Raw genomic sequence first — 18,573 nt, forward strand, 5'->3', positions numbered from 1 at the left:
CCACGTTACGTGCGAAACACACCGGTCCGGGGCGGTGTGTCGGCCGTGCCGAGCCGGGGTTCCCGGCCGGTCCGCGGGGCGCCCGCGACCTTGTCGTATACAGGCCGGGGCGCCCGCCGGTCCCGTCCGGCCGGTGACCCGTGTGCACACTGGTGCGCATGACCAGACACCTGCGTATCGGCCTCGTGGGCGCCGGGCCCTGGGCGGCCATGACCCACGCGCCCGCCCTCGCCGGGCACCCGGACGTCGCCTTCGGCGGCGTGTGGGGCCGCCGGTCCGAGGCCGCGGCGGCGCTCGCCGACGCCCACGGCACCACCGCCTACACGGGCGAGGACGGACTCGCCGAACTCCTCGCCGCCAGCGACGCCGTCGCCTTCTGCGTCCCGCCCGACGTGCAGGCGGAGCTCGCCGTCCGGGCCGCCGCCGAGGGATGCCATCTGCTGCTGGACAAGCCGGTGGCCACCACCGTCGCCGACGCCCGCGCGGCGGCCCGGGCCGCCGAGGAGGCCCAGGTCGCGTCCGTGGTCTTCTGCACCCTGCGGTTCGCGGCCGAGACCGCCCGGTGGGTCGACGAGCAGAGCGCCGTCGGCGGCTGGTTCACGGCCCACGCCCAGTGGCTCGGCTCGCTCTACGCGCCGGGCTCGGACAGCCCGTTCGCCGCCTCCCCGTGGCGGCGCGAGAAGGGCGGCCTGTGGGACGTCGGCCCGCACGCGCTCTCCGCGCTGCTGCCGGTGCTCGGCGACGCGACCTCGGTGACGGCGGCCCGGGGCCCCGAGGACACCACGCACCTGGTCCTGCGGCACGCGACCGGCGCGTCGAGCACGCTGACGCTCGGCCTCGGCGCCCCCGCGAACGCGGCCGGGGTGGAGCTCGTGCTGCGGGGCGAGCACGGCAGGGCCGCCATGCCGGACGGCTGGGGCGACCCGGTGGACGCCTTCCGCCGCGCGGTGGACGAACTGGCCACCGCCGCCCGGACGGGCCGCCCGCACCCGTGCGACGTGCGCTTCGGGCTGCGGATCACGGAGATCCTCGCGGAGGCGGAGGAAGGACTGCGCCCCTGAGGCCGTGCCTTCCCCCCCCGGCGCGATCCGCCCGCAGGGGCCGCGCGGGACCGGTCGGACACGGCCCGAGGCGCCGCGGTCCGGGAGCACCGGGCCCGGCGGGGTGCGGACCGGCCCGGCGCCCCGCCGGGGCGGCGCGGTGGACGCGGCAGGCCCCGGGACGGTGGACGGTCCCGGTGCCGACGCGCCGACGGGCCGCGCGGGAGGACCCCCGCGCGGCCCGGCGTTCCGCCCCGGTGGGGTGGGGCGGCGGAGCGGGCACGGCCGGCCCGGGACGGTGGACGCGTCCCGGGCCGGCCGGCCCCGGGGTCAGCCGACGCGCTCGATGCGCGCGTTGCGGATCAGGAACTTGCCCGGCTCGCGGACCTGTTCGAAGGCCGCGTTGTTCAGCAGGGCGCAGCTCCCGGAGGCGGAGGTCACCTCCACGGTGGTGGACTTGTCGTTGTCGAGGTTGGTGACCCGCAGCCGGGTGCCGACCGGGAACTGGCCGCTGGAGGCGGCGGGTGCGCCGGCTTCGCCGGAGAGCGTCACCGTGGACCCGGCACAGACGACCTCGCCGCCCGCGCCGCCGCCCGCGCCGCCGCCCGCCTGACCGCCGCCGGCCTGCTCGCCGCCACCCGCCTCGTCGCCGCCCGCCTGACCGTCGCCGGCCTGCTCGCCGCCACCCGCCTCGTCGCCGCCCGCCTGACCGTCGCCGGCCTGCTCGCCGCCGCCGGCTCCGGCGGGGGGCGCCTGCCCGGCCGGGGGCTGCGCCGGGGGAGCCGCCTGTCCGCCCCCGGCCCCCGCCCCGGCGTCGCAGCCGGCCGCCTTCTGCTGGACCCGGATCTGGGCGATCACCGCCTCCCGGTTGGCGATCCGCGCGGCCGACTGGGCGTCGGGGGCGGCCCGCTGGCCCGCGATGAAGTTCTCGTTGTTGCGCACCGCCTGGGCGAGGCCGTCGCAGGCCACCGAGGCCTGGCTCGTGCCGGTCATGATCACCGCGGTACCGGCGACCAGCGCCGCCGCACCGGCGAGGAGGGCGAGCTTCTTCCTGCCGCCGAGGGTCTTCCTGCGTGACACGTCAGGGCTCCTGTCCCCGGCCGAGGGGGCGGCCGGATGGTTCCTTGTGTCCTTGTGTACGAGACCCCGCGGGCAACCGCTCAGCCGCACCGGCCGCCACTTCCTTAACTTTCCTTAAGGCGGCGGCCGGTGCGCGCGCCCCGGCACGGCGGCCGGCACGGCGCGCGGTCCCTCAGGGCGCCGGGGGCAGCGCCCGGCACAGCAGGTCCAGCGCCCCCGCGTACCGGTGCTCCGGAGGCGTCGAGTACCCCACCACCAGCCCGTCCCGGACGGGGCCCCGCCAGCCCGGGTGCCGGTAGCCGGACAGGCCCTCCACCGCGAGGCCCTGCCACGCCGCGGCCTTCACCACCGACCGCTCGCTGCCCTCCGGCAGGTCCAGCACGGCGTGCAGCCCGGCGGCGATGCCCGACACCCGTACCTGGGGCGCGCGTTCGGCCAGCACCGACACCAGGAGGTCCCGCCGCCGCCGGTGCCGCTGCCGCATCCTGCGGACATGCCGGTCGTACGAGCCGCGGGCCAGGAAGTCCGCGAGGGTGAGCTGCTCCACGGCACCGGCGTACGGCTCCCGTTCGCCCTTCGCGGCGACGACCTCGGGCACCAGGCGCGCGGGCAGCGCCATCCAGCCGATCCGCAGCCCGGGGGAGAGGCTCTTGCTCACCGAGCCCGTGTACACCACCTGTTCCGGATCCAGGCCCTGCACGGCGCCCACGGGCCGCCGGTCGTAGCGGAACTCGCCGTCGTAGTCGTCCTCCACCACGACGCCGCCCGTGTCCCCGGCCCAGGCCACCGCAGCCGAACGCCGCCCGGGATGCAGCGGGCCCCCGGTGGGGAACTGGTGCGCCGGGGTGAGCAGCACCGCCCGCGCACGGCCCAGGCCGCCCGTGTCCGCCCCCTCGCCGTCGACGTCCAGCGGCACCGTCCGCACCCCGCACTCCGCCAGCAGCCCCCGGTGGAAGGGGAGTCCGTACGCCTCCACCGCCCAGTTCCCGCCCAGCACCCGGGCGAGCAGCCGCAGCGCGTGGGCGGTCCCCGAGCAGACGACGATCCGCTCCGGCGACGTCCGGACCCCGCGCACCCGGGCCAGGTACTCCGCCAGCGCCCGGCGCAGTTCCGGGCGCCCCTGCGGGTCACCGGGCCCGAAGGCGTCGTGCGGTGCGGTGTTCAGCGCCCGGCGGGCCGACGCCAGCCAGGCGCCGCGCGGGAAGGCCGACGGGTCCGGCTGCCCCTGGACGAGATCGTGGACCGGCCGCGGGGGCGCGGCGACGGCCCGGGGCCGGGTGCCGGACGGCAGCGGGGCGACCCGCTCGGCCACCCGCGTCCCCGACCCCTGCCGGGCGGTCAGCCGGCCCTCGGCGACCAGTTCGGCGTAGGCGTCGGCGACCGTGTTCCGTGCCACCTGGAGGTCGGCGGCGAGCGAGCGGTACGGCGGCAGCCGGGTGCCCGGCGCGAGCCGCCCGCTCTCGATCGCCTCCCGCAGGGCCCGCATCAGCACCGCCCGCCGGCTGCCCGTCCCGGCCAGCTCCAGATGCAGATCGGCGCCCAGCCGCTCGGCGAAATTGACCCATGATTCCGGCATGGGAATGCACCCTACAGCCGGTCGCCCGGGCCCGTAGATTCATGGTCATGACGACGAACGCAGCGCCCCTGACCGGCAACGACACCACCGCCACCGCCGAGCGGATCGACTTCGCCAAGGCCGCGCCCAAGGTCTTCCGGGCGGTCATCGGCCTGGACAGCGCCGCCCGCGAGGGGCTCGACCCCACCCTGGTGGAGCTGGTCCAGATCCGCTCCTCCCAGCTCAACCACTGCGCCTACTGCCTCCATATGCACACCACCGACGCCCGCAAGGCGGGGGAGACCGACGAGCGCATGCACATGGTGGGCGTCTGGCGCGAGGCCCGGCACTTCTTCACCGGGAAGGAACAGGCCGCGCTCGCCCTCACCGAGGCGGTGACCCTGATCGCCGACGCCGGCGTCCCCGACGACGTCTACCGCGGCGCGGCCGCCCACTTCGAGGAGGCCGAACTCGCCCGGCTCCTGGCCCTGATCCTCACCATCAACACCTGGAACCGCATCGCCCTCGCCACGGCCAAGGTCGCCGGCACGGACGAGCGCGGATAGCCCGGCTCCCGGCTCCCGGCGGAGCGGTGCTCCGCCGGGGCGGGCGCGCCCGCTCAGCCGCGCCCGAGGGCGTCCCGCACCGCGTCCTCCGTGCGCGCCACCACGGCCGAGCCGTCGTCGGCGGTGATGATGGGCCGCTGGATCAGCTTCGGGTGCGCGGCGAGGGCGGCGATCCACCGGCCCCGTGCACCGGCGTCCCGCGCCCAGTCCTTGACGCCGAGCTCCTTCGCCGCCGGCTCCTGGGTGCGGGTGATGTCCCACGGCTCCAGGCCCAGGCGCTCCAGCACCGCACGGATCTCGTCCTCGGTCGGCACGTCCTCCAGGTAGCGCCGCACGGTGTAGTCGGCGCCCTCCGCGTCGAGCACGGTGAGCGCGCTGCGGCACTTGGAACAGGCGGGGTTGATCCAGATCTCCATGGAGCCGAGGGTACCGTCCGCGATGCCCTCAAACACCGTCTGGCCAGGGCCGATTGTCGGTGCACGGCGGTAGAATGGACAGTAGTTCGGGATGGTCCCGCCACCGCGCCAGGAGGTTGCCGATGGCCGTTGCCACACTCACGACAGAGCCCCTGTTCCCCACGCCGACCGCAGTGAAGAAGCCGCTCCCCGCCGGACAGCCGCGCGAGTGGTACGTCTCCCACAACCGCCGTCTCAAGGCCATGCGGCTCACGATCGCCCTGCTCGACTCGGGCGTGTACCACCCCGCGACCGCCGACAACCGCCGGATACGGGCCGCCGCCGAGCGCATCGGTGTGCACGCCCCCTCCGACACCACCTGCCGGATGGTCAGGGCCCTGATCCGCTACGGCCGCTGACCGGGCACGGCATCCTCAGGAGGCGGGGCGCCCGGGATCGGGCGCCCCGTTCCCGTACCGTTCGGCCTCCACCGCGTCCCCGACGGACAGCACGCCCTCGCGGAGCACGGCGGCCTTCAGCCCGAAGCTGACCTTGTTGTCGTACAGCGGCTCCCGCCGGTAGGTCGCCAGCGTGCGCACCGGCTCGGGCCCGGCCCGCAGGCCGGTCGCCTGGTCCACCATGGGCACCGCGCAGCGCATCGCCCGTACCGAGTGCGCGAATTCGGCGCTCCCGGCACGGATGCGGCGCATCAGGTCCTCGTCGTGCGGCGCCCCGCAGCCGGCCAGCACGATGTTGGGCCGGAAGCGGTTCATGGGCACGGGGGAGCCGCCGGCCTCCTCGATCCGGGCGTTGAGCCCGTCGAGCGAGGCGAGGGAGGCGATCAGCAGGGCGTGCGCGTCACCGAAGTTGACCTTGCCGGGCGTCTCGCCCCAGCCGTCCCGGTCGAAGCCCTCGCGCACCCGCACCAGCCGGGACGGGGTGCCGAGCACCTCGGAGAACCACTCGGCGGCCGGGTCCCCCTGGTCCACCGCGTCGCCCACGGCGGTGCCGAACAGCGACACCGGGATCCGCTTGCCCGCGGGATCGACCTCCAGGACCAGTTCCCCGGCCCCGTCGGCGTCCAGCCGCAGCTCCCGCCCGCCCTCCCGGACCTCCGGCCGGACGGCGGCCATCGCCGGCGTCGTGCGCTGGCTCCGGAACGACCCGTCGACGGCGTCGACGACCATGAACACCCGGTCGTGCTCCAGCCCCGCCGCACCGGCCCGCGCCCTCGCCACGGAGGTGCCGGCACAGCCCTTCACCGGGTAGTACGTCAGCTCGTGAACGGTCATCCCCATGGCCCGATCGTAATGGCCCCTGCCCCCGGGCCCGTCCGGACCCCCGGGCGCCCCCGGGAACGCGGCGAGGGCCGCCGCCCCGTCACGGGGCGGCGACCCTCGCCGTACACCTCGGCACCGGCCCGCGGGGCGGGCCGTGATCCTAGAGGTCGAAGTAGAGCTCGAACTCGTGCGGGTGCGGACGCAGCTGGATCGGGGCGATCTCGTTGGTGCGCTTGTAGTCGATCCAGGTCTCGATCAGGTCGGACGTGAAGACGCCGCCGGCCTGGAGGTACTCGTTGTCCGCCTCCAGGGCGTCGAGGACCGCCGGGAGGGAGGTCGGGACCTGGGGGACGTTCGCGTGCTCGTCGGGGGCGAGCTCGTAGAGGTCCTTGTCGATCGGCTCGGCCGGCTCGATCTTGTTCTTCACGCCGTCCAGGCCCGCGAGCAGCAGCGCGGAGAAGGCCAGGTACGGGTTGGACGACGGGTCCGGGGCGCGGAACTCGACGCGCTTGGCCTTCGGGTTGGAGCCCGTGATCGGGATGCGCATGGCGGCGGAGCGGTTGCGCTGCGAGTAGACCAGGTTGACCGGGGCCTCGAAGCCGGGCACCAGGCGGTGGTAGGAGTTCACCGTCGGGTTGGTGAAGGCGAGCAGCGACGGGGCGTGCTTGAGGATGCCGCCGATGTAGTAGCGGGCGGTGTCCGACAGGCCGGCGTAGCCCTGCTCGTCGTAGAAGAGCGGCGAGCCGCCCTGCCACAGCGACTGGTGGACGTGCATGCCGGAGCCGTTGTCACCGAAGATCGGCTTCGGCATGAAGGTCGCGGTCTTGCCGTTGCGCCAGGCGACGTTCTTCACGATGTACTTGAAGAGCATCAGGTCGTCGGCCGCGGCGAGCAGCGTGTTGAACTTGTAGTTGATCTCCGCCTGGCCGGCGGTGCCGACCTCGTGGTGCTGGCGCTCGACCTGGAGGCCGACGTTCTCCAGCTCCAGGGAGATCTCGGCGCGCAGGTCGGCGAAGTGGTCGACCGGCGGGGCCGGGAAGTAGCCGCCCTTGTAGCGGACCTTGTAGCCGCGGTTGTCCTCGACCGCGCCGGTGTTCCAGGCGCCGGCCTCGGAGTCGATGTGGTAGAAGCCCTCGTTGGCGGCGGTGCTGAAGCGCACCGAGTCGAAGACGTAGAACTCGGCCTCGGGGCCGAAGTACGCGGTGTCCGCGATGCCGGTGGAGGCGAGGTAGGCCTCGGCCTTCTTGGCGATGTTGCGCGGGTCGCGGCTGTACTGCTCGCCCGTGATCGGGTCGTGGATGAAGAAGTTGATGTTCAGCGTCTTGTCACGGCGGAACGGGTCCAGACGCGCGGTCGACAGGTCGGCGCGCAGCGCCATGTCGGACTCGTGGATCGCCTGGAAACCGCGGATCGACGAACCGTCGAACGCCAGCTCCTCCGACGGGTCGAAGGCCGTCGCCGGGATCGTGAAGTGCTGCATGACGCCCGGAAGGTCGCAGAACCGGACGTCAACCATCTTCACGTCGTTGTCGGCGATGTACTTCTTGGCCTCGTCGGCGTTCTGGAACATCCAACTCCTCCTACTCCCGACCCGGGCGGGGCGGGGTTGCAGCTCGTCCGTGCGGCCAGTGCGGTGGCACACGCTGGACCCGACCATAGGCAGACCGGATTTCTCAAGCATGACCCATTTGTTTCGCCGACGTTAACCAGGACGGCGGCCGGGGACCCCGCCCGGGTACCCGGGGACCCGGGCCGAAGTGATCGAAAGCGGGCGCAGTACCGTGGTCGGGTGGACAACAGGCAAGCAATCGGATCGTGGCTCTCCGGGCCCCGCGCTGCGGCCGAGGAGATGGGTGTCGACTTCGGGTACCGGGGCGAGCGCCTCGGACTTCCGGAGTCGGGACCGGGTTCCGCCGCCCCGCTCGGGCGGCGCTTCGGAGCACTGTTCCTGGACTGGGGGCTGTGCTTCCTGATCGCATACGGCCTGTTCGCGGGGAGTAGTCAGCAGGCGACCTCCAACCGCGCCCTGCTGATCTTCTTCATCGTGGCCGTGCTGACCGTCGGCACCGTCGGCTCCACCCCCGGCAAGCGGATCTTCGGCCTGCGGGTGATCTCGGAGAACGGCGGCCGCCTCGGCTTCGGCTGGGCCCTCCTGCGCAGCGCGCTGCTGTGCATCGCGATCCCCGCGCTCGTCTGGGACCGCGACGGCCGCGGTCTGCACGACCGCCTCGGCCGCGCGGTCCAGGTCAGGATCTGACCGGCGCAGGCCCCGCCGGAGCGGACAACGGGAGAGCCCGCCAGGACGATGTCCTGGCGGGCTCTCCCGTTGTCCGTGCCGTGCCGGTGGCGTCAGCGCATCTTCCCGCCGCCGCGCGGCATGCGCATGCCCTTCGGCATGGGCCCCTTCGGCAGCGGCATGTTGCTCATCAGGTCGCCCATCGCGCGCAGCCGGTCGTTGGTCGCCGTGACCTGCGGGCCGGTGAGCACCCGGGGAAGCTTCAGCATGGTGGTGCGCACCTTCTTGAGCGGCACCTGGCCCTCGTCGTTGCCCACCAGGATGTCGTGCACGGGGACGTCCACGACGATGCGGTTCATCTTCTTCTTCTCGGCCGCGACCAGGGTCTTCAGCCGGTTCGGGTTGCCCTCGGCCACCAGCACGATGCCGGCCTTGCCGACCGCGCGGTGCACGACGTCCTGGTTGCGGTTCATCGCGACCGCCGGGGTCGTGGTCCAGCCGCGCCCCACGTTCTGCAGGACGGCCGCCGCGGCGCCCGGCTGCCCTTCCATCTGCCCGAAGGCGGCGGTCTCGGCCCGGCGGCCGAAGATGATCGCCATCGCCAGGAAGGCGAGAAGGAAGCCCAGGATGCCCAGGTAGATGGGGTGGCCGATCAGGAAACCGATCCCGAGGAAGACACCGAAGGTGACGATTCCCACAGCCGCGACCACCAGACCGACCTTCGGGTCGGCCTTTCGGGTCATCTTGTACGTCAGAGCGATCTGCTTCAGTCGCCCGGGGTTCGCAGCAGCGTCACTGCTGTCTGATTTTGCCTTCCTCGCCATACGGGGAAGTTTACGTGTCCTACGAAGTGCGGGCAGCCACGGCCTCGAGTACGTGCTCGGCCTCGACCCGGTCCTTGGCCCGGCGGCGGTCCTCCAGCACGGCGGTCCAGGCGTTGCGGCGGGCGGTGCGCTGGCCGCTGCCCAGGAGCAGGGCCTCCATGGCGCGCAGGGCGCCGGTCACGGTCGGGATGGCGGTGGCGGTCACGGGACGGACAGGAGCGGCCTGCATGGTGGGACTCCCGGAGTGGGCAGAAGGGGAAGCTGAGCGTGCAACGAGCGTCACAGATCGGTGTTACCAGGGCGTGACCGACCGGTCAAACCGCGATGAAACGTTTGGGCGAGGTGTCGGCGCCGCCCGGAGACGCGAACGCGGCCCGCGCCCCGCCCCGACCTGCGGGGAGGGCACGGGCCGCGTCCCAACTCGCCCCTACTGGGCGGTAGTTGCTTGTGCCCGAATTCACACGGCCTGTGCCGACCGGTTCCGCCGGGTGTTTTCCCGGTCGCGCTCCGCTTCGCCTCCGCTGCGGCCGCGTGCCCGCCCTCGTGCCTCGGGCGGACCCGCAACCTACGCTGCGGCTCGGTTCCGCCGCTCTGTGTCCCCGGTCGCGCTCCGTCTCGCCTCCGCTGCGGCCGCGTGCCCGCCCTCGTGCCTCGGGCGGACCCGCAACCTACGCTGCGGCTCGGTTCCGCCGCTCCATCGCCTGCTGGAAGAGGCGCCCCGCCCGGTACGAGGACCGCACCAGCGGGCCCGACATCACGCCGGAGAAGCCGATCTCGTCGGCCTCCTCCTTCAGCTCCACGAACTCCTGCGGCTTCACCCAGCGCTCCACCGGGTGGTGGCGCACGGACGGGCGCAGGTACTGGGTGATCGTGATCAGCTCGCAGCCGGCGTCGTGCAGGTGCTGCAGCGCCTCGCTGACCTCCTCGCGGGTCTCGCCCATGCCGAGGATCAGGTTCGACTTGGTCACCAGGCCGGCCTCACGGGCACGGGTGATGACCTCCAGCGAGCGCTCGTAGCGGAAGCCGGGGCGGATCCGCTTGAAGATCCGCGGCACGGTCTCCACGTTGTGCGCCAGCACCTCCGGCCGCGAGGAGAAGACCTCGGCGAGCTGCTCGGGCACCGCGTTGAAGTCGGGGATCAGCAGCTCGACCTTGGTGTGGCCGCTCTCCCGCTCCGCCGTCATGGCGTGGATCTGCCGCACGGTCTCCGCGTACAGCCAGGCGCCGCCGTCCTCCAGGTCGTCGCGGGCGACGCCGGTGATCGTGGCGTAGTTCAGGTCCATGGTGACCACGGACTCGCCGACGCGGCGGGGCTCGTCACGGTCCAGCGCCTCCGGCTTGCCCGTGTCGATCTGGCAGAAGTCGCAGCGCCGGGTGCACTGGTCGCCGCCGATCAGGAAGGTGGCCTCGCGGTCTTCCCAGCACTCGAAGATGTTGGGACAGCCCGCCTCCTGGCAGACCGTGTGCAGGCCCTCGCTCTTGACCAGTTTCTGCAGCTGGTTGTACTCGGGGCCCATCTTCGCCCGGGTCTTGATCCACTCGGGCTTGCGCTCGATGGGGGTCTGGCTGTTGCGGACCTCCAGGCGCAGCATCTTGCGTCCGTCGGGTGCGACTGCGGACACGACCGGCTCCCTACAGCTTCGATTCTTCGGCGAACACCAGAGTACGCCCGATAAAAGTGCGGCCTTACGCTTGGCCAACCCATGGCCCGGGGTGTGCATTCCCCCGGGCCGTCACGTGCGGGGTCAGGCGGTCGCCCGCTCGACGGCGCGGGGCCGCGGGTCCGCGTTCTCCAGGACGTCGCGCAGATGTCCCTCCAGGACGGGCAGCACCTCGCCGATGGTCACGTCGCGCCCCAGCTCGCCGGCGAGCGAGGCGACCCCCGCGTCACGGATGCCGCAGGGCACGATCCTGTCGAACCAGGTGTTGTCCGGGTTCACGTTCAGCGCGAAGCCGTGCATCGAGACGCCCTTGGCGATGCGGATGCCGATCGCGGCGAGCTTGCGGTCCTCGCGGCGCTGGCCGGCGTTGGACGGCGCGTACTCCGGGCCGTTCAGCCGCGGGTCGAACTCGTCGTCGTGCAGCCGGGGGTCGAAGTCGAGCGACAGCCCGCCGAGGGCCGGACGCTCCTCCACCGGGTCGCCCAGCACCCACACACCGCTGCGGCCCTCGACCCGCGAGGTCGCCACCCCGAAGTCGGCGCAGGTGAGGATGAGCGCGTCCTCCAGCCGCCGCACATGGGCGATCACGTCCACCGGACGCGGCAGCTTCAGGATCGGGTACCCCACGAGCTGGCCGGGACCGTGCCAGGTGATCTTGCCGCCCCGGTCCACGTCCACGACGGGGGTGCCGTCGAGGGGGCGCTCGCTGTCCTCGGTGCGCCGTCCCGCCGTGTAGACGGGAGGGTGTTCCAGCAGCAGACAGGTGTCCGGGATCTCGTCCGCGAAGCGGGCGGCGTGGACGTCGCGCTGCTTCTGCCATGCCTCCTGGTACTCGACGGCGTCCTCGCCGAACCCCAGTCGGACGAACCGCAGCTCACTCACGGCTGTGCCTCCCTCGAACTCCGCCCGGCGGTGGCCGGGCCCCAGCCACTGTACGGCGGCCGGGAAACACCCCTCAGGGCAGGTGGATTCCCCGGGGACCCGGTACGGATCGTGTGCGGATCATCCGTGCGCTCCCGGTGAACACCGTCAGCGCCACGGTCAGTGACGTCATCAATCCTCACACGATCGGATGAATGTGGGGCGAAGGCGGCGGAAAGGGCTGGTCGGACCGCTAAATTCGCGCCGTTCCTTGAGGGCTGCTCCCGGCCCGGAAGGCAGGAGACCCGACAGCAGATGACGGAACGAGCCGCGCAGCGCACGCCGAACCGGCAGCTCGCAGCGCTTATCGCAGAAGCAGGCTTCTCCCATGCCGGGCTCGCCCGCAGAGTCGACCAGCTCGGCCTCGAACACGGTCTCGACCTGCGGTACGACAAGACCTCGGTCACCCGCTGGCTGCGCGGGCAGCAGCCGCGCGGCACGACCCCGGCCCTGATCGCCGAGGTCTTCACCCGCAGACTCGGCCGCCGCCTGTCCGCCCAGGACCTCGGCCTCGACGCCTGCGCCCCCGTCTACGCGGGCCTGGAGTTCGCGGCCACCCCGGAGGAGGCCGTCGACATCGTCAGCGGCCTGTGGCGCAAGGACTCCGGCAACCACGCCGAACTGAGCAAGATCGCCTTCACCCCTGCCGGACTGGTCGTCCCCAGCCGCGACTGGCTGATCGGCCGCGCCGACGAACGGGTCGGCCGCGGCGAGGCGGCACCGGCGGGCTCGGGGCGCGTCCCGGCGCAGGGCACCCGGATCTCCGTGCCCCGCCAGCGGAGCACCGAACGCGGACCGGGCCAGAAGGTCTCCGGCGGCGACATCTCCGCCCTGCGCTCGGTCGGCGAGCTGTTCCGCGCCCTCGACCACGCCTACGGCGGAGGCCACGCCCGGCAGGCCCTCGTCCGCTACCTGGAGCACGAGGCCGAGCCGATGCTGCGCGGCACCTACGGGGAGACGCTGGGCCGACGCCTCTTCGCCGCCGCCGCCGACCTGACCAGACTGGCCGGCTGGACCTCCTACGACATGACGGCCCACGGCCTCGCCCAGCGGTACTACGTCCAGGCGCTCCGGCTGTCGCAGGCCGCGGGCGACCGCGCGTACGGCAGCTACGTCCTCGTCACCATGAGCCGCCAGGCCGTCTACCTCGGGCACGGACGGGAGGCGGTGCAGCTCACCCGGGTCGCCCAGCAGGGGGTCGGCTCCGCCGCGCCGCCGCAGGTCCAGTCCCTGCTGCACGCCGCCGAGGCCCGCGGCCACGCCGTGCTCGGCGAGGCCCGGGCCTGCAACGGCGCACTGGCCCGCGCGGAGCGCGCCCTCGACTCGGCACGGCCGGGCGACGACGTGCCGCACTGGGCCCGCGGGGTCGACGAGGGCCAGCTCGCCGACGAGATCGGGCACTGCCACCGCGACCTCCATCAGTACCGCTCGGCCGTCCAGCACGCGGAGCGCTCCCTGCACCTGCGCCCGCCGGCACTCGCCCGCAGCCGGCTCTTCACCCGTGTCGTCCTCGCCACCTCCCGCCTCGGCCTCGGCGAGCTGGAACAGGCGTGCGCGCTGGGCGCGGAGGCGGCGCTCCAGGCGTCCGAGATGCGCTCGGCGCGGGCGTCCGAGTACGTGCGCGAGTTCGAGCGCCGTCTGGAGCCGTACCGCGACGCAGGCCCCGTCCGCACCTACCGCGACCGCGTCGCGGCCCTCGGCTAGGGCGGTCCGGCCCCGCGTCGCGGTCCTCGGCGAGGGCGGTCCTGCCCCGCGTCGCGGCCCTCGGCTAGGCCGGTCCGGCCCCGCGTCGCGGCCCTCGGCGAGGGCGGTCCCGCCCCGGGGGCGCGGCTCCCGGGGCCGGACGCTCTCAGGCGGCGGCCGACAGCGCGGCGGCCGCCTGGTCGTGCCGGATCCCGAGGTCGGACAGGATCGACTGCGCCGCACGGCGGCCGGAGAACAGGGCGCCCTGCACGGTCGCGGTGTCCCGGTGGGCGCCGCACACGTACAGGCCGGCCAGCAGCCGCACCGGGCGGCGCGGGTCGTGCGGCGGCGGCATCGCCGGGACGGCCTCGGGGTCGTGGTGGACGGCCAGCAGCTCCCAGTCGTCCGTCGGTGTCCCGTAGAGCGCCGACAGGTGCCGCCGCACCGCGCGGTCGGCGTCCTCGGGCGGGGCGCCCAGCACGGTCGACGAGACCAGCGCCCGGCCCTCGGGGGCGCGCAGCGGGTCGACCTCGCTCATCACCGCCGTGTAGGCGACCGGCCCGCCCCGGTCCGCGTCGAGCAGCAGGGCCGGGTCGGTCAGCGGTGCCTCGGGCGCCGCGTGGTGCACCACGGTCAGCGGCCGGTACGACGGCACCCGCAGCCCCGGCAGCAGCCCGGCAGCCGCCCGGCCGCCCGTGGCCACCAGCACGGACCGGCAGGAGATCTCGCCGTGCCCCTCGGTCACGACGCGGTTCACCGCCACGTCCGTGACCCTGACGCCCGTCCGCACGGTGCCCTCCGGGAGGCTCTCGGCGAGTCGCAGCGGCAGCGCGTCGGCGCCGCCCGCCGGGATGCACAGCCGGCCCCGGGCGTACCCGCGCAGCACCAGATCGGCGCAGCGGCTGGACGTCGTCAGCTCCGGGTCCGCGAGGAGCGCCGACAGCAGGGGACGGAGAAAGCCGTGCACCGTCCTGGCGGGCAGGCCGCGGCCGTACAGCACGTCGGCGACGGTGCGTTCGGGCCGGGCGAGCACGCGGCGCACCGGCGTGCCCGCCAGGCGCGCCAGGGACGCGCCCAGCCGGGCCTGGTCGAGCTGGCGCGGCCGGGGGGCGCTCGCGAGGGCGCGCGCGACGGTGAACGCTCCCCCCACGCCACGCAGGGCGAAGGGCGAGCTCCCGGTCTCGCCGGTCCGCTGCAACCGCCCGCCCTGGTGCACGAGCACCCCGGGCGAGAACATCCTCAGCGGGAGGTCTCCGAGGGCCCCGACCCGGCGGAGCTCCGGATAGGCGCTGCTGAGCAGCGCACTGGTGCGGTCGAGCCGGAATCCGTCGATCCGCTCGGTGGTCGTTGTGCCGCCCACCACCGGGGCGGCCTCCAGGACGCTGACCCGCACTCCGGCCCTGGTCAGTCGATGGGCCGCCGCGAGTCCGGCGAGCCCGGCCCCCACGACGACGACGTCCGCGTGATCCATGTGATGCGCTTCCTCCGCTTGCGATGCGGTGCTGAGCACATGCCCCTCCCCGAGGCCGGCGCGGCTGATGGGAGGGTCATGCCCCCAACAGGCCCGAGGAATGCCCGAGTTGCCCCCGAGCCTAGGCAGCCGCTCCCCGCCGCGCAGTCGCGCACACCACGGGTCACCGGAGCGCGGGGGCGCACGCCCCCGGCGCCCGCAACGTGCCGCCGCGCCCGGTGCGGTGCGGCGGTCCCGCACCGAGTGCGGCGGTGCGCGGCGGCGCCCCTCGCGCCGAGTGCGACGGCACGTTGCCGCACTCCCGCGCCGAGTGCGGCGGGCGGTTCACTCCCGGCGACGGCGGGCCCACGGGTCGCTCCCGCCGTGCCCCGCCCCGCTCCCGTCCCGCTTCACGGCGCCCCGTCCCGCTCGCGGCCCCCAGCACGGCGCCCCGCGTCAGCGCAGCGCCGCGGCGATCGCGTCCTCGACCCGGGGGAAGGCGAAGGTGAAGCCCGACTCCAACAGCCGCACCGGCAGCGCCCGCTGACTGCTCAGCACGTCCGAGGCCATCCCGCCGAGCGCCAGCCGCAGCGCCTGCTCGGGCACCGCGAACACGGTGGGGCGGCCCAGCGCACGGCCCATCGCCTCCGTGACCTCACGGTTCGTCACCGGCTCCGGCGCGGTCAGGTTCACCGGCCCCGACAGCGAGGGGGTGTCCAGCGCGTGCCGCAGCGCCGCGACCTCGTCGTGCAGGGAGATGAAGCTCCAGTACTGCCGGCCGCTGCCCAGCCGCCCGCCGAGCCCCGCCCTGAACAGCGGGAACATCCGGCCCCACGCGCCCCCGTCCCGCGAGACGACCAGCCCGGTGCGGGCGAAGACGGTGCGCACCCCCGCCTCCTGCGCCGGCGCCGCCGCCGCCTCCCACTCGACGCACACCTCCGGCAGGAAGCCGTCCCCGGGCGGGGCGTCCTCGTCCACGGCGCGGTCCCCGGTCTCCCCGTAGTAGCCGACCGCGCTCCCGCTGACCAGCACCCGCGGGGGAGTGTCCAGCGAGGCGAGCGCCTCCGCGACGGCCGCGGTGCCGAGCACCCGGCTGTCCCGGATCTCCTTGCGGTACGCATCCGTCCAGCGCCGGTCGCCGACCCCGGCACCCGCGAGGTGCACGACCCCGTCGCAGCCCACCAGCCCGGCCGTGTCGACGTGACTCCGCCGCGGGTCCCACGCCACCTCGTCGGCGGCGCGCGGGGTGCCGCGCACCAGGCGCACCACCTCATGACCGTCGGCGCGCAGAGAGCGCACGAGTGCCCTGCCGATGAGCCCGGAGGCGCCGGTGACGGCGATACGAGAGGTCTCCATGCCCCCATCGTGCCCCACCCGCACCGCTGTTCCGCCCGACCGCGCCCGCGCTCCGCGAGAACCACGGCGGGAGGCGGGACGCCGACCACGGCGGGAGGCGGCGCGGAACCACGGCGGTGGACGCGGCGGGAACCGCGGCGGCGGACGGGGCGGCGCGGCGGCGCCCGCGGCCGGGCGGGAATGCGGCGGCGCCCGGCCCGGGGCCCGTGACACAGTGGCCGTATGACCGCCGCGCACACCGATCCCGCCTCCCGCACCGGCGTCCCGAGGGTCCGCCCCGCCCGCCTGTCCGACGACGCCCCGCTCGGCGAGCTCGACCGCGCCGCCTGGTCGCCGCTGCACGCCGTGACCCCGCGTCCCGTGCCGCCGTACGGTCCCTTCTTCGACGAGGCCCACCGCCCCGAGGACGTGCTGGTCGCCGAGGACGCCGACGGCACGGTCCTCGGCTACATCCGCCTGGTCGCCCCGACCCCGCTCGCCTGCAACCGGCACGTGCGCCAGATACAGGGCCTCGCCGTCGGTGCCGCCGCCCGCGGGCGGGGCGTGGGGCGGGCACTGCTGCGGGCGGCGTGCGACGACGCCGTCCGGCAGGGCGCCGTCCGCATCACCCTGCGCGTCCTCGGCCACAACACCCCGGCCCGCGCGCTCTACGCCTCGGAGGGCTTCGCCGTGGAGGGCGTGCTCCCCGGGGAGTTCCACCTCGACGGCCGCTTCGTGGACGACGTCCTGATGGGCCGCTCGCTCCCGCGCTGAACCCGCCCGGGACGGTCCCCGCGCCCCCGCCCGCCCGGGACGGCCCCGACCGGTGCGGACCGGAGCGGTGCGGACCGGCGCGGCCTCAGGTGCCGAAGCGCTCCCACAGGCTGGGGAAGCGGCGTGCCAGCGCGGCGTCGTCGTCGAAGTCGAACGCCGTGCCCGCGGGCTCCGCCGCCTGCGGGGGGATGCCGAGATCCGGCGCGTCCACCCCGGTCAGCCGCTCGTACGCCTCGTCCGCCGCGTACCCCAGCTCCTCGCCGTCCCCGTCGATGTCCTCGTCGAAGTCCTCCAGCAGTTCCGCCAGCGTGTCCGGGTCGTGCACGCCGCCCTCGAAGACCTCCCGGCCCTGGCCGATCAGCCAGCAGCGGAACGCGTCGAACGCGTCGTCGCTCGCACCCCCGAGCAGCACGGCGGCCGCTCCCCACAGGTCCCAGGTGTACGCGCGGTTCCAGCGCGACTCGAAGTGACGGGCGAAGTCCAGCACGGCGTCGGGATCGAGCCGCAGCAGCCGCTCGACGAGCAGGTCGGCGTGGTCGTCGGGGTCGCCTTCGGCGGCCTCGCGGGTGCTGTCGACGATCTCCCAGAACTCCGTCTCGTCCATCACGGGACAAGCATCGTGGCTCGCGGGAGGCCGCGCACGCGGAGGCCCCGCCGCCTCCCCGCCGGGATCCGGCGCGACCCGTGCGGAAAGCCGGACAGGAGGTGTCGGGTATCCGTGCGACGGTCGGTGCATGACGACGAACGAGACGTCCCCGGCCGGTACGGACCGCCCGGCGGACACCGCCGCCCCGCACTCCGCCCGGACCGTGTCCGGCACCGCGACGACGCCCGGGGACAAGCCGCTCACCGGCAGGATCGCGCTGGTCGCCGGCGCCACCCGGGGGGCCGGCCGGGCCATCGCCGTCGGCCTCGGCGCCGCCGGGGCGACGGTCTACGCGACCGGCCGCACCACCCGTGAGCGGGTGAGCGAGCTGGGCCGCGCGACGGAGACCATCGAGGAGACCGCGGAGCTGGTGACCGCCGCGGGCGGCGAGGGGATCGCCGTGCCGACCGACCACCTGGAGGCGGACCGGGTCAGGGCCCTGGTCGCCCGGATCGACCGCGACCACGGCCGGCTCGACATCCTGGTCAACGACGTGTGGGGCGGGAACCCGCTGCTCGACTTCGACACCCGGATGTGGGACGTCGACCTCGACCGGGGCCTGCGCATGATCGACCTCGGCACCCGCACCCACATCATCACCAGCAGCATCGCGCTGCCCCTGCTGGTCCGGAACCCGGGCGGCCTGGTCGTCGAGGTCACCGACGGCACGGCCGAGACCAACAAGGAGTTCCGCGAGAACTTCTACTACGACCTCGCCAAGAACACCCCGATCCGCATGGCGTACCTCCTCGGCGAGGAACTGCGGCACGTCGGCGGCACGGCCGTCGCGGTCACCCCCGGCTTCCTCAGGTCCGAGGAGATGCTCGACGGCTTCGGCCTCACCGAGGAGACCTGGCGGGACGGCATCGAGAAGCAGAAGCTCTGGGATCTGTCCGAGTCGCCCGCCTACATCGGCCGGGGCGTCGCCGCCCTCGCCGCCGATCCCGCACGGGACCGCTGGAACGGCCTGTCCCTCGACAGCGGGCGGCTGGGCAAGGAGTACGGCGTCACCGACGCGGACGGCAGCCGGCCCGACGTGTGGGGCTTCATGGCGGCCGAGAAGGCGGGGGAGAACCCGTCCGCCGCCGACTACCGCTGAGGTGCCCGCACGGGACCGGACGGCACCG

General features: G+C 74.4%; 19 protein-coding genes. 7 read left to right on the forward strand and 12 right to left on the reverse strand.

Annotated features, from left to right (window positions below):
- The first annotated feature begins 158 nt into the window (after positions 1-158).
- Positions 159-1,061, forward strand: a complete 903-nt coding sequence (locus JE024_RS25180; protein WP_205375762.1) for a Gfo/Idh/MocA family protein — start codon at positions 159-161, stop codon at positions 1,059-1,061.
- A gap of 309 nt (positions 1,062-1,370) precedes the next feature.
- Here the strand turns inward: JE024_RS25180 and JE024_RS25185 are convergent, their stop codons facing one another.
- Complete coding sequence (locus JE024_RS25185) at positions 1,371-2,120, reverse strand: RlpA-like double-psi beta-barrel domain-containing protein (protein ID WP_205375763.1); 750 nt, start codon at positions 2,118-2,120, stop codon at positions 1,371-1,373.
- 172 nt (positions 2,121-2,292) lie between these two features.
- Positions 2,293-3,696, reverse strand: coding sequence for a MocR-like pyridoxine biosynthesis transcription factor PdxR (gene pdxR, locus JE024_RS25190; RefSeq protein ID WP_205375764.1), 1,404 nt, complete (start codon positions 3,694-3,696; stop codon positions 2,293-2,295).
- A gap of 41 nt (positions 3,697-3,737) precedes the next feature.
- On the opposite strand from pdxR, the gene JE024_RS25195 reads away from it, so the two are divergent.
- Positions 3,738-4,241 carry a carboxymuconolactone decarboxylase family protein gene (locus tag JE024_RS25195; protein WP_205375765.1) on the forward strand — a complete coding sequence of 168 codons (504 nt, stop codon included), beginning with the start codon at positions 3,738-3,740 and terminating at the stop codon, positions 4,239-4,241.
- 53 nt (positions 4,242-4,294) lie between these two features.
- Here JE024_RS25195 and JE024_RS25200 read toward each other — a convergent pair whose 3' ends face one another.
- Positions 4,295-4,657 (reverse strand): arsenate reductase family protein, encoded by a 363-nt coding sequence (locus JE024_RS25200; RefSeq protein ID WP_205375766.1) that lies wholly within the window; start codon positions 4,655-4,657, stop codon positions 4,295-4,297.
- 122 nt (positions 4,658-4,779) lie between these two features.
- Between JE024_RS25200 and JE024_RS25205 the strand changes: the two genes are divergently transcribed.
- Positions 4,780-5,055, forward strand: a complete 276-nt coding sequence (locus JE024_RS25205) for a hypothetical protein (protein ID WP_205375767.1) — start codon at positions 4,780-4,782, stop codon at positions 5,053-5,055.
- A gap of 15 nt (positions 5,056-5,070) precedes the next feature.
- On the opposite strand, the gene JE024_RS25210 is transcribed toward JE024_RS25205, so the two are convergent.
- On the reverse strand, positions 5,071-5,934 hold the full coding sequence (locus tag JE024_RS25210) for an MOSC domain-containing protein (RefSeq protein ID WP_205375768.1): 864 nt from the start codon (positions 5,932-5,934) through the stop codon (positions 5,071-5,073).
- A gap of 142 nt (positions 5,935-6,076) precedes the next feature.
- Entirely contained in the window at positions 6,077-7,486 is a 1,410-nt protein-coding gene (glnA, locus tag JE024_RS25215) for a type I glutamate--ammonia ligase (protein WP_147990185.1), read from the reverse strand.
- 219 nt (positions 7,487-7,705) lie between these two features.
- On the opposite strand from glnA, the gene JE024_RS25220 reads away from it, so the two are divergent.
- Positions 7,706-8,173: an RDD family protein gene (locus tag JE024_RS25220; protein WP_205375769.1), complete on the forward strand. Its 468-nt coding sequence runs from the start codon at positions 7,706-7,708 to the stop codon at positions 8,171-8,173.
- 92 nt (positions 8,174-8,265) lie between these two features.
- Here the strand turns inward: JE024_RS25220 and JE024_RS25225 are convergent, their stop codons facing one another.
- The 4 genes from JE024_RS25225 to lipB form a co-directional block, all read right to left on the reverse strand.
- The gene (locus JE024_RS25225; protein WP_205375770.1) at positions 8,266-8,976 is read right to left on the reverse strand and encodes a DUF4191 domain-containing protein; all 711 of its coding nucleotides are present in this window, start codon (positions 8,974-8,976) and stop codon (positions 8,266-8,268) included.
- A gap of 19 nt (positions 8,977-8,995) precedes the next feature.
- Positions 8,996-9,205: an SCO2195 family GlnR-regulated protein gene (locus JE024_RS25230; RefSeq protein WP_205375771.1), complete on the reverse strand. Its 210-nt coding sequence runs from the start codon at positions 9,203-9,205 to the stop codon at positions 8,996-8,998.
- Between the two features lie 439 nt (positions 9,206-9,644).
- A complete protein-coding gene (gene lipA, locus JE024_RS25235) occupies positions 9,645-10,598 on the reverse strand; it encodes a lipoyl synthase (protein ID WP_205375772.1) in 954 nt (317 codons plus the stop codon).
- A 123-nt stretch (positions 10,599-10,721) separates the two neighbouring features.
- Positions 10,722-11,519: a lipoyl(octanoyl) transferase LipB gene (gene lipB / locus JE024_RS25240; RefSeq protein ID WP_205375773.1), complete on the reverse strand. Its 798-nt coding sequence runs from the start codon at positions 11,517-11,519 to the stop codon at positions 10,722-10,724.
- Positions 11,520-11,813: 294 nt separating this feature from the next.
- Between lipB and JE024_RS25245 the strand changes: the two genes are divergently transcribed.
- Positions 11,814-13,262, forward strand: a complete 1,449-nt coding sequence (locus JE024_RS25245) for an NsdA family TPR-like regulatory protein (protein WP_205375774.1) — start codon at positions 11,814-11,816, stop codon at positions 13,260-13,262.
- Between the two features lie 145 nt (positions 13,263-13,407).
- On the opposite strand, the gene JE024_RS25250 is transcribed toward JE024_RS25245, so the two are convergent.
- Positions 13,408-14,712 (reverse strand): NAD(P)/FAD-dependent oxidoreductase, encoded by a 1,305-nt coding sequence (locus JE024_RS25250; protein ID WP_205375775.1) that lies wholly within the window; start codon positions 14,710-14,712, stop codon positions 13,408-13,410.
- Positions 14,713-15,147: 435 nt separating this feature from the next.
- Positions 15,148-16,047: a TIGR01777 family oxidoreductase gene (locus JE024_RS25255; RefSeq protein WP_205375776.1), complete on the reverse strand. Its 900-nt coding sequence runs from the start codon at positions 16,045-16,047 to the stop codon at positions 15,148-15,150.
- A gap of 222 nt (positions 16,048-16,269) precedes the next feature.
- On the opposite strand from JE024_RS25255, the gene JE024_RS25260 reads away from it, so the two are divergent.
- Complete coding sequence (locus tag JE024_RS25260) at positions 16,270-16,800, forward strand: GNAT family N-acetyltransferase (RefSeq protein WP_205375777.1); 531 nt, start codon at positions 16,270-16,272, stop codon at positions 16,798-16,800.
- A gap of 85 nt (positions 16,801-16,885) precedes the next feature.
- Here the strand turns inward: JE024_RS25260 and JE024_RS25265 are convergent, their stop codons facing one another.
- Positions 16,886-17,404: a DUF4240 domain-containing protein gene (locus tag JE024_RS25265; RefSeq protein ID WP_205376723.1), complete on the reverse strand. Its 519-nt coding sequence runs from the start codon at positions 17,402-17,404 to the stop codon at positions 16,886-16,888.
- Between the two features lie 130 nt (positions 17,405-17,534).
- Here JE024_RS25265 and JE024_RS25270 point away from each other — a divergent pair, with 130 nt between their 5' ends.
- On the forward strand, positions 17,535-18,545 hold the full coding sequence (locus JE024_RS25270) for an SDR family oxidoreductase (protein ID WP_205375778.1): 1,011 nt from the start codon (positions 17,535-17,537) through the stop codon (positions 18,543-18,545).
- Positions 18,546-18,573: the final 28 nt, after the last annotated feature.

The sequence above is a fragment of the Streptomyces zhihengii genome, from assembly GCF_016919245.1.
Classification (GTDB): Bacteria; Actinomycetota; Actinomycetes; order Streptomycetales; family Streptomycetaceae; genus Streptomyces; species Streptomyces zhihengii.

Excerpts from the sequence above, each read along its gene's own strand:
- JE024_RS25265 (WP_205376723.1), bottom strand. The coding sequence starts at position 17,404 with ATGGACGAGACGGAGTTCTGGGAGATCGTCGACAGCACCCGCGAGGCC.
- JE024_RS25245 (WP_205375774.1), top strand. The coding sequence starts at position 11,814 with ATGACGGAACGAGCCGCGCAGCGCACGCCGAACCGGCAGCTCGCAGCG.
- JE024_RS25250 (WP_205375775.1), bottom strand. The coding sequence starts at position 14,712 with ATGGATCACGCGGACGTCGTCGTCGTGGGGGCCGGGCTCGCCGGACTC.
- JE024_RS25230 (WP_205375771.1), bottom strand. The coding sequence starts at position 9,205 with ATGCAGGCCGCTCCTGTCCGTCCCGTGACCGCCACCGCCATCCCGACC.
- JE024_RS25195 (WP_205375765.1), top strand. The coding sequence starts at position 3,738 with ATGGTCATGACGACGAACGCAGCGCCCCTGACCGGCAACGACACCACC.
- JE024_RS25210 (WP_205375768.1), bottom strand. The coding sequence starts at position 5,934 with ATGGGGATGACCGTTCACGAGCTGACGTACTACCCGGTGAAGGGCTGT.
- JE024_RS25260 (WP_205375777.1), top strand. The coding sequence starts at position 16,270 with ATGACCGCCGCGCACACCGATCCCGCCTCCCGCACCGGCGTCCCGAGG.
- JE024_RS25225 (WP_205375770.1), bottom strand. The coding sequence starts at position 8,976 with ATGGCGAGGAAGGCAAAATCAGACAGCAGTGACGCTGCTGCGAACCCC.
- JE024_RS25205 (WP_205375767.1), top strand. The coding sequence starts at position 4,780 with ATGGCCGTTGCCACACTCACGACAGAGCCCCTGTTCCCCACGCCGACC.
- JE024_RS25270 (WP_205375778.1), top strand. The coding sequence starts at position 17,535 with ATGACGACGAACGAGACGTCCCCGGCCGGTACGGACCGCCCGGCGGAC.
- glnA (WP_147990185.1), bottom strand. The coding sequence starts at position 7,486 with ATGTTCCAGAACGCCGACGAGGCCAAGAAGTACATCGCCGACAACGAC.
- pdxR (WP_205375764.1), bottom strand. The coding sequence starts at position 3,696 with ATGCCGGAATCATGGGTCAATTTCGCCGAGCGGCTGGGCGCCGATCTG.
- JE024_RS25255 (WP_205375776.1), bottom strand. The coding sequence starts at position 16,047 with ATGGAGACCTCTCGTATCGCCGTCACCGGCGCCTCCGGGCTCATCGGC.
- JE024_RS25180 (WP_205375762.1), top strand. The coding sequence starts at position 159 with ATGACCAGACACCTGCGTATCGGCCTCGTGGGCGCCGGGCCCTGGGCG.
- JE024_RS25200 (WP_205375766.1), bottom strand. The coding sequence starts at position 4,657 with ATGGAGATCTGGATCAACCCCGCCTGTTCCAAGTGCCGCAGCGCGCTC.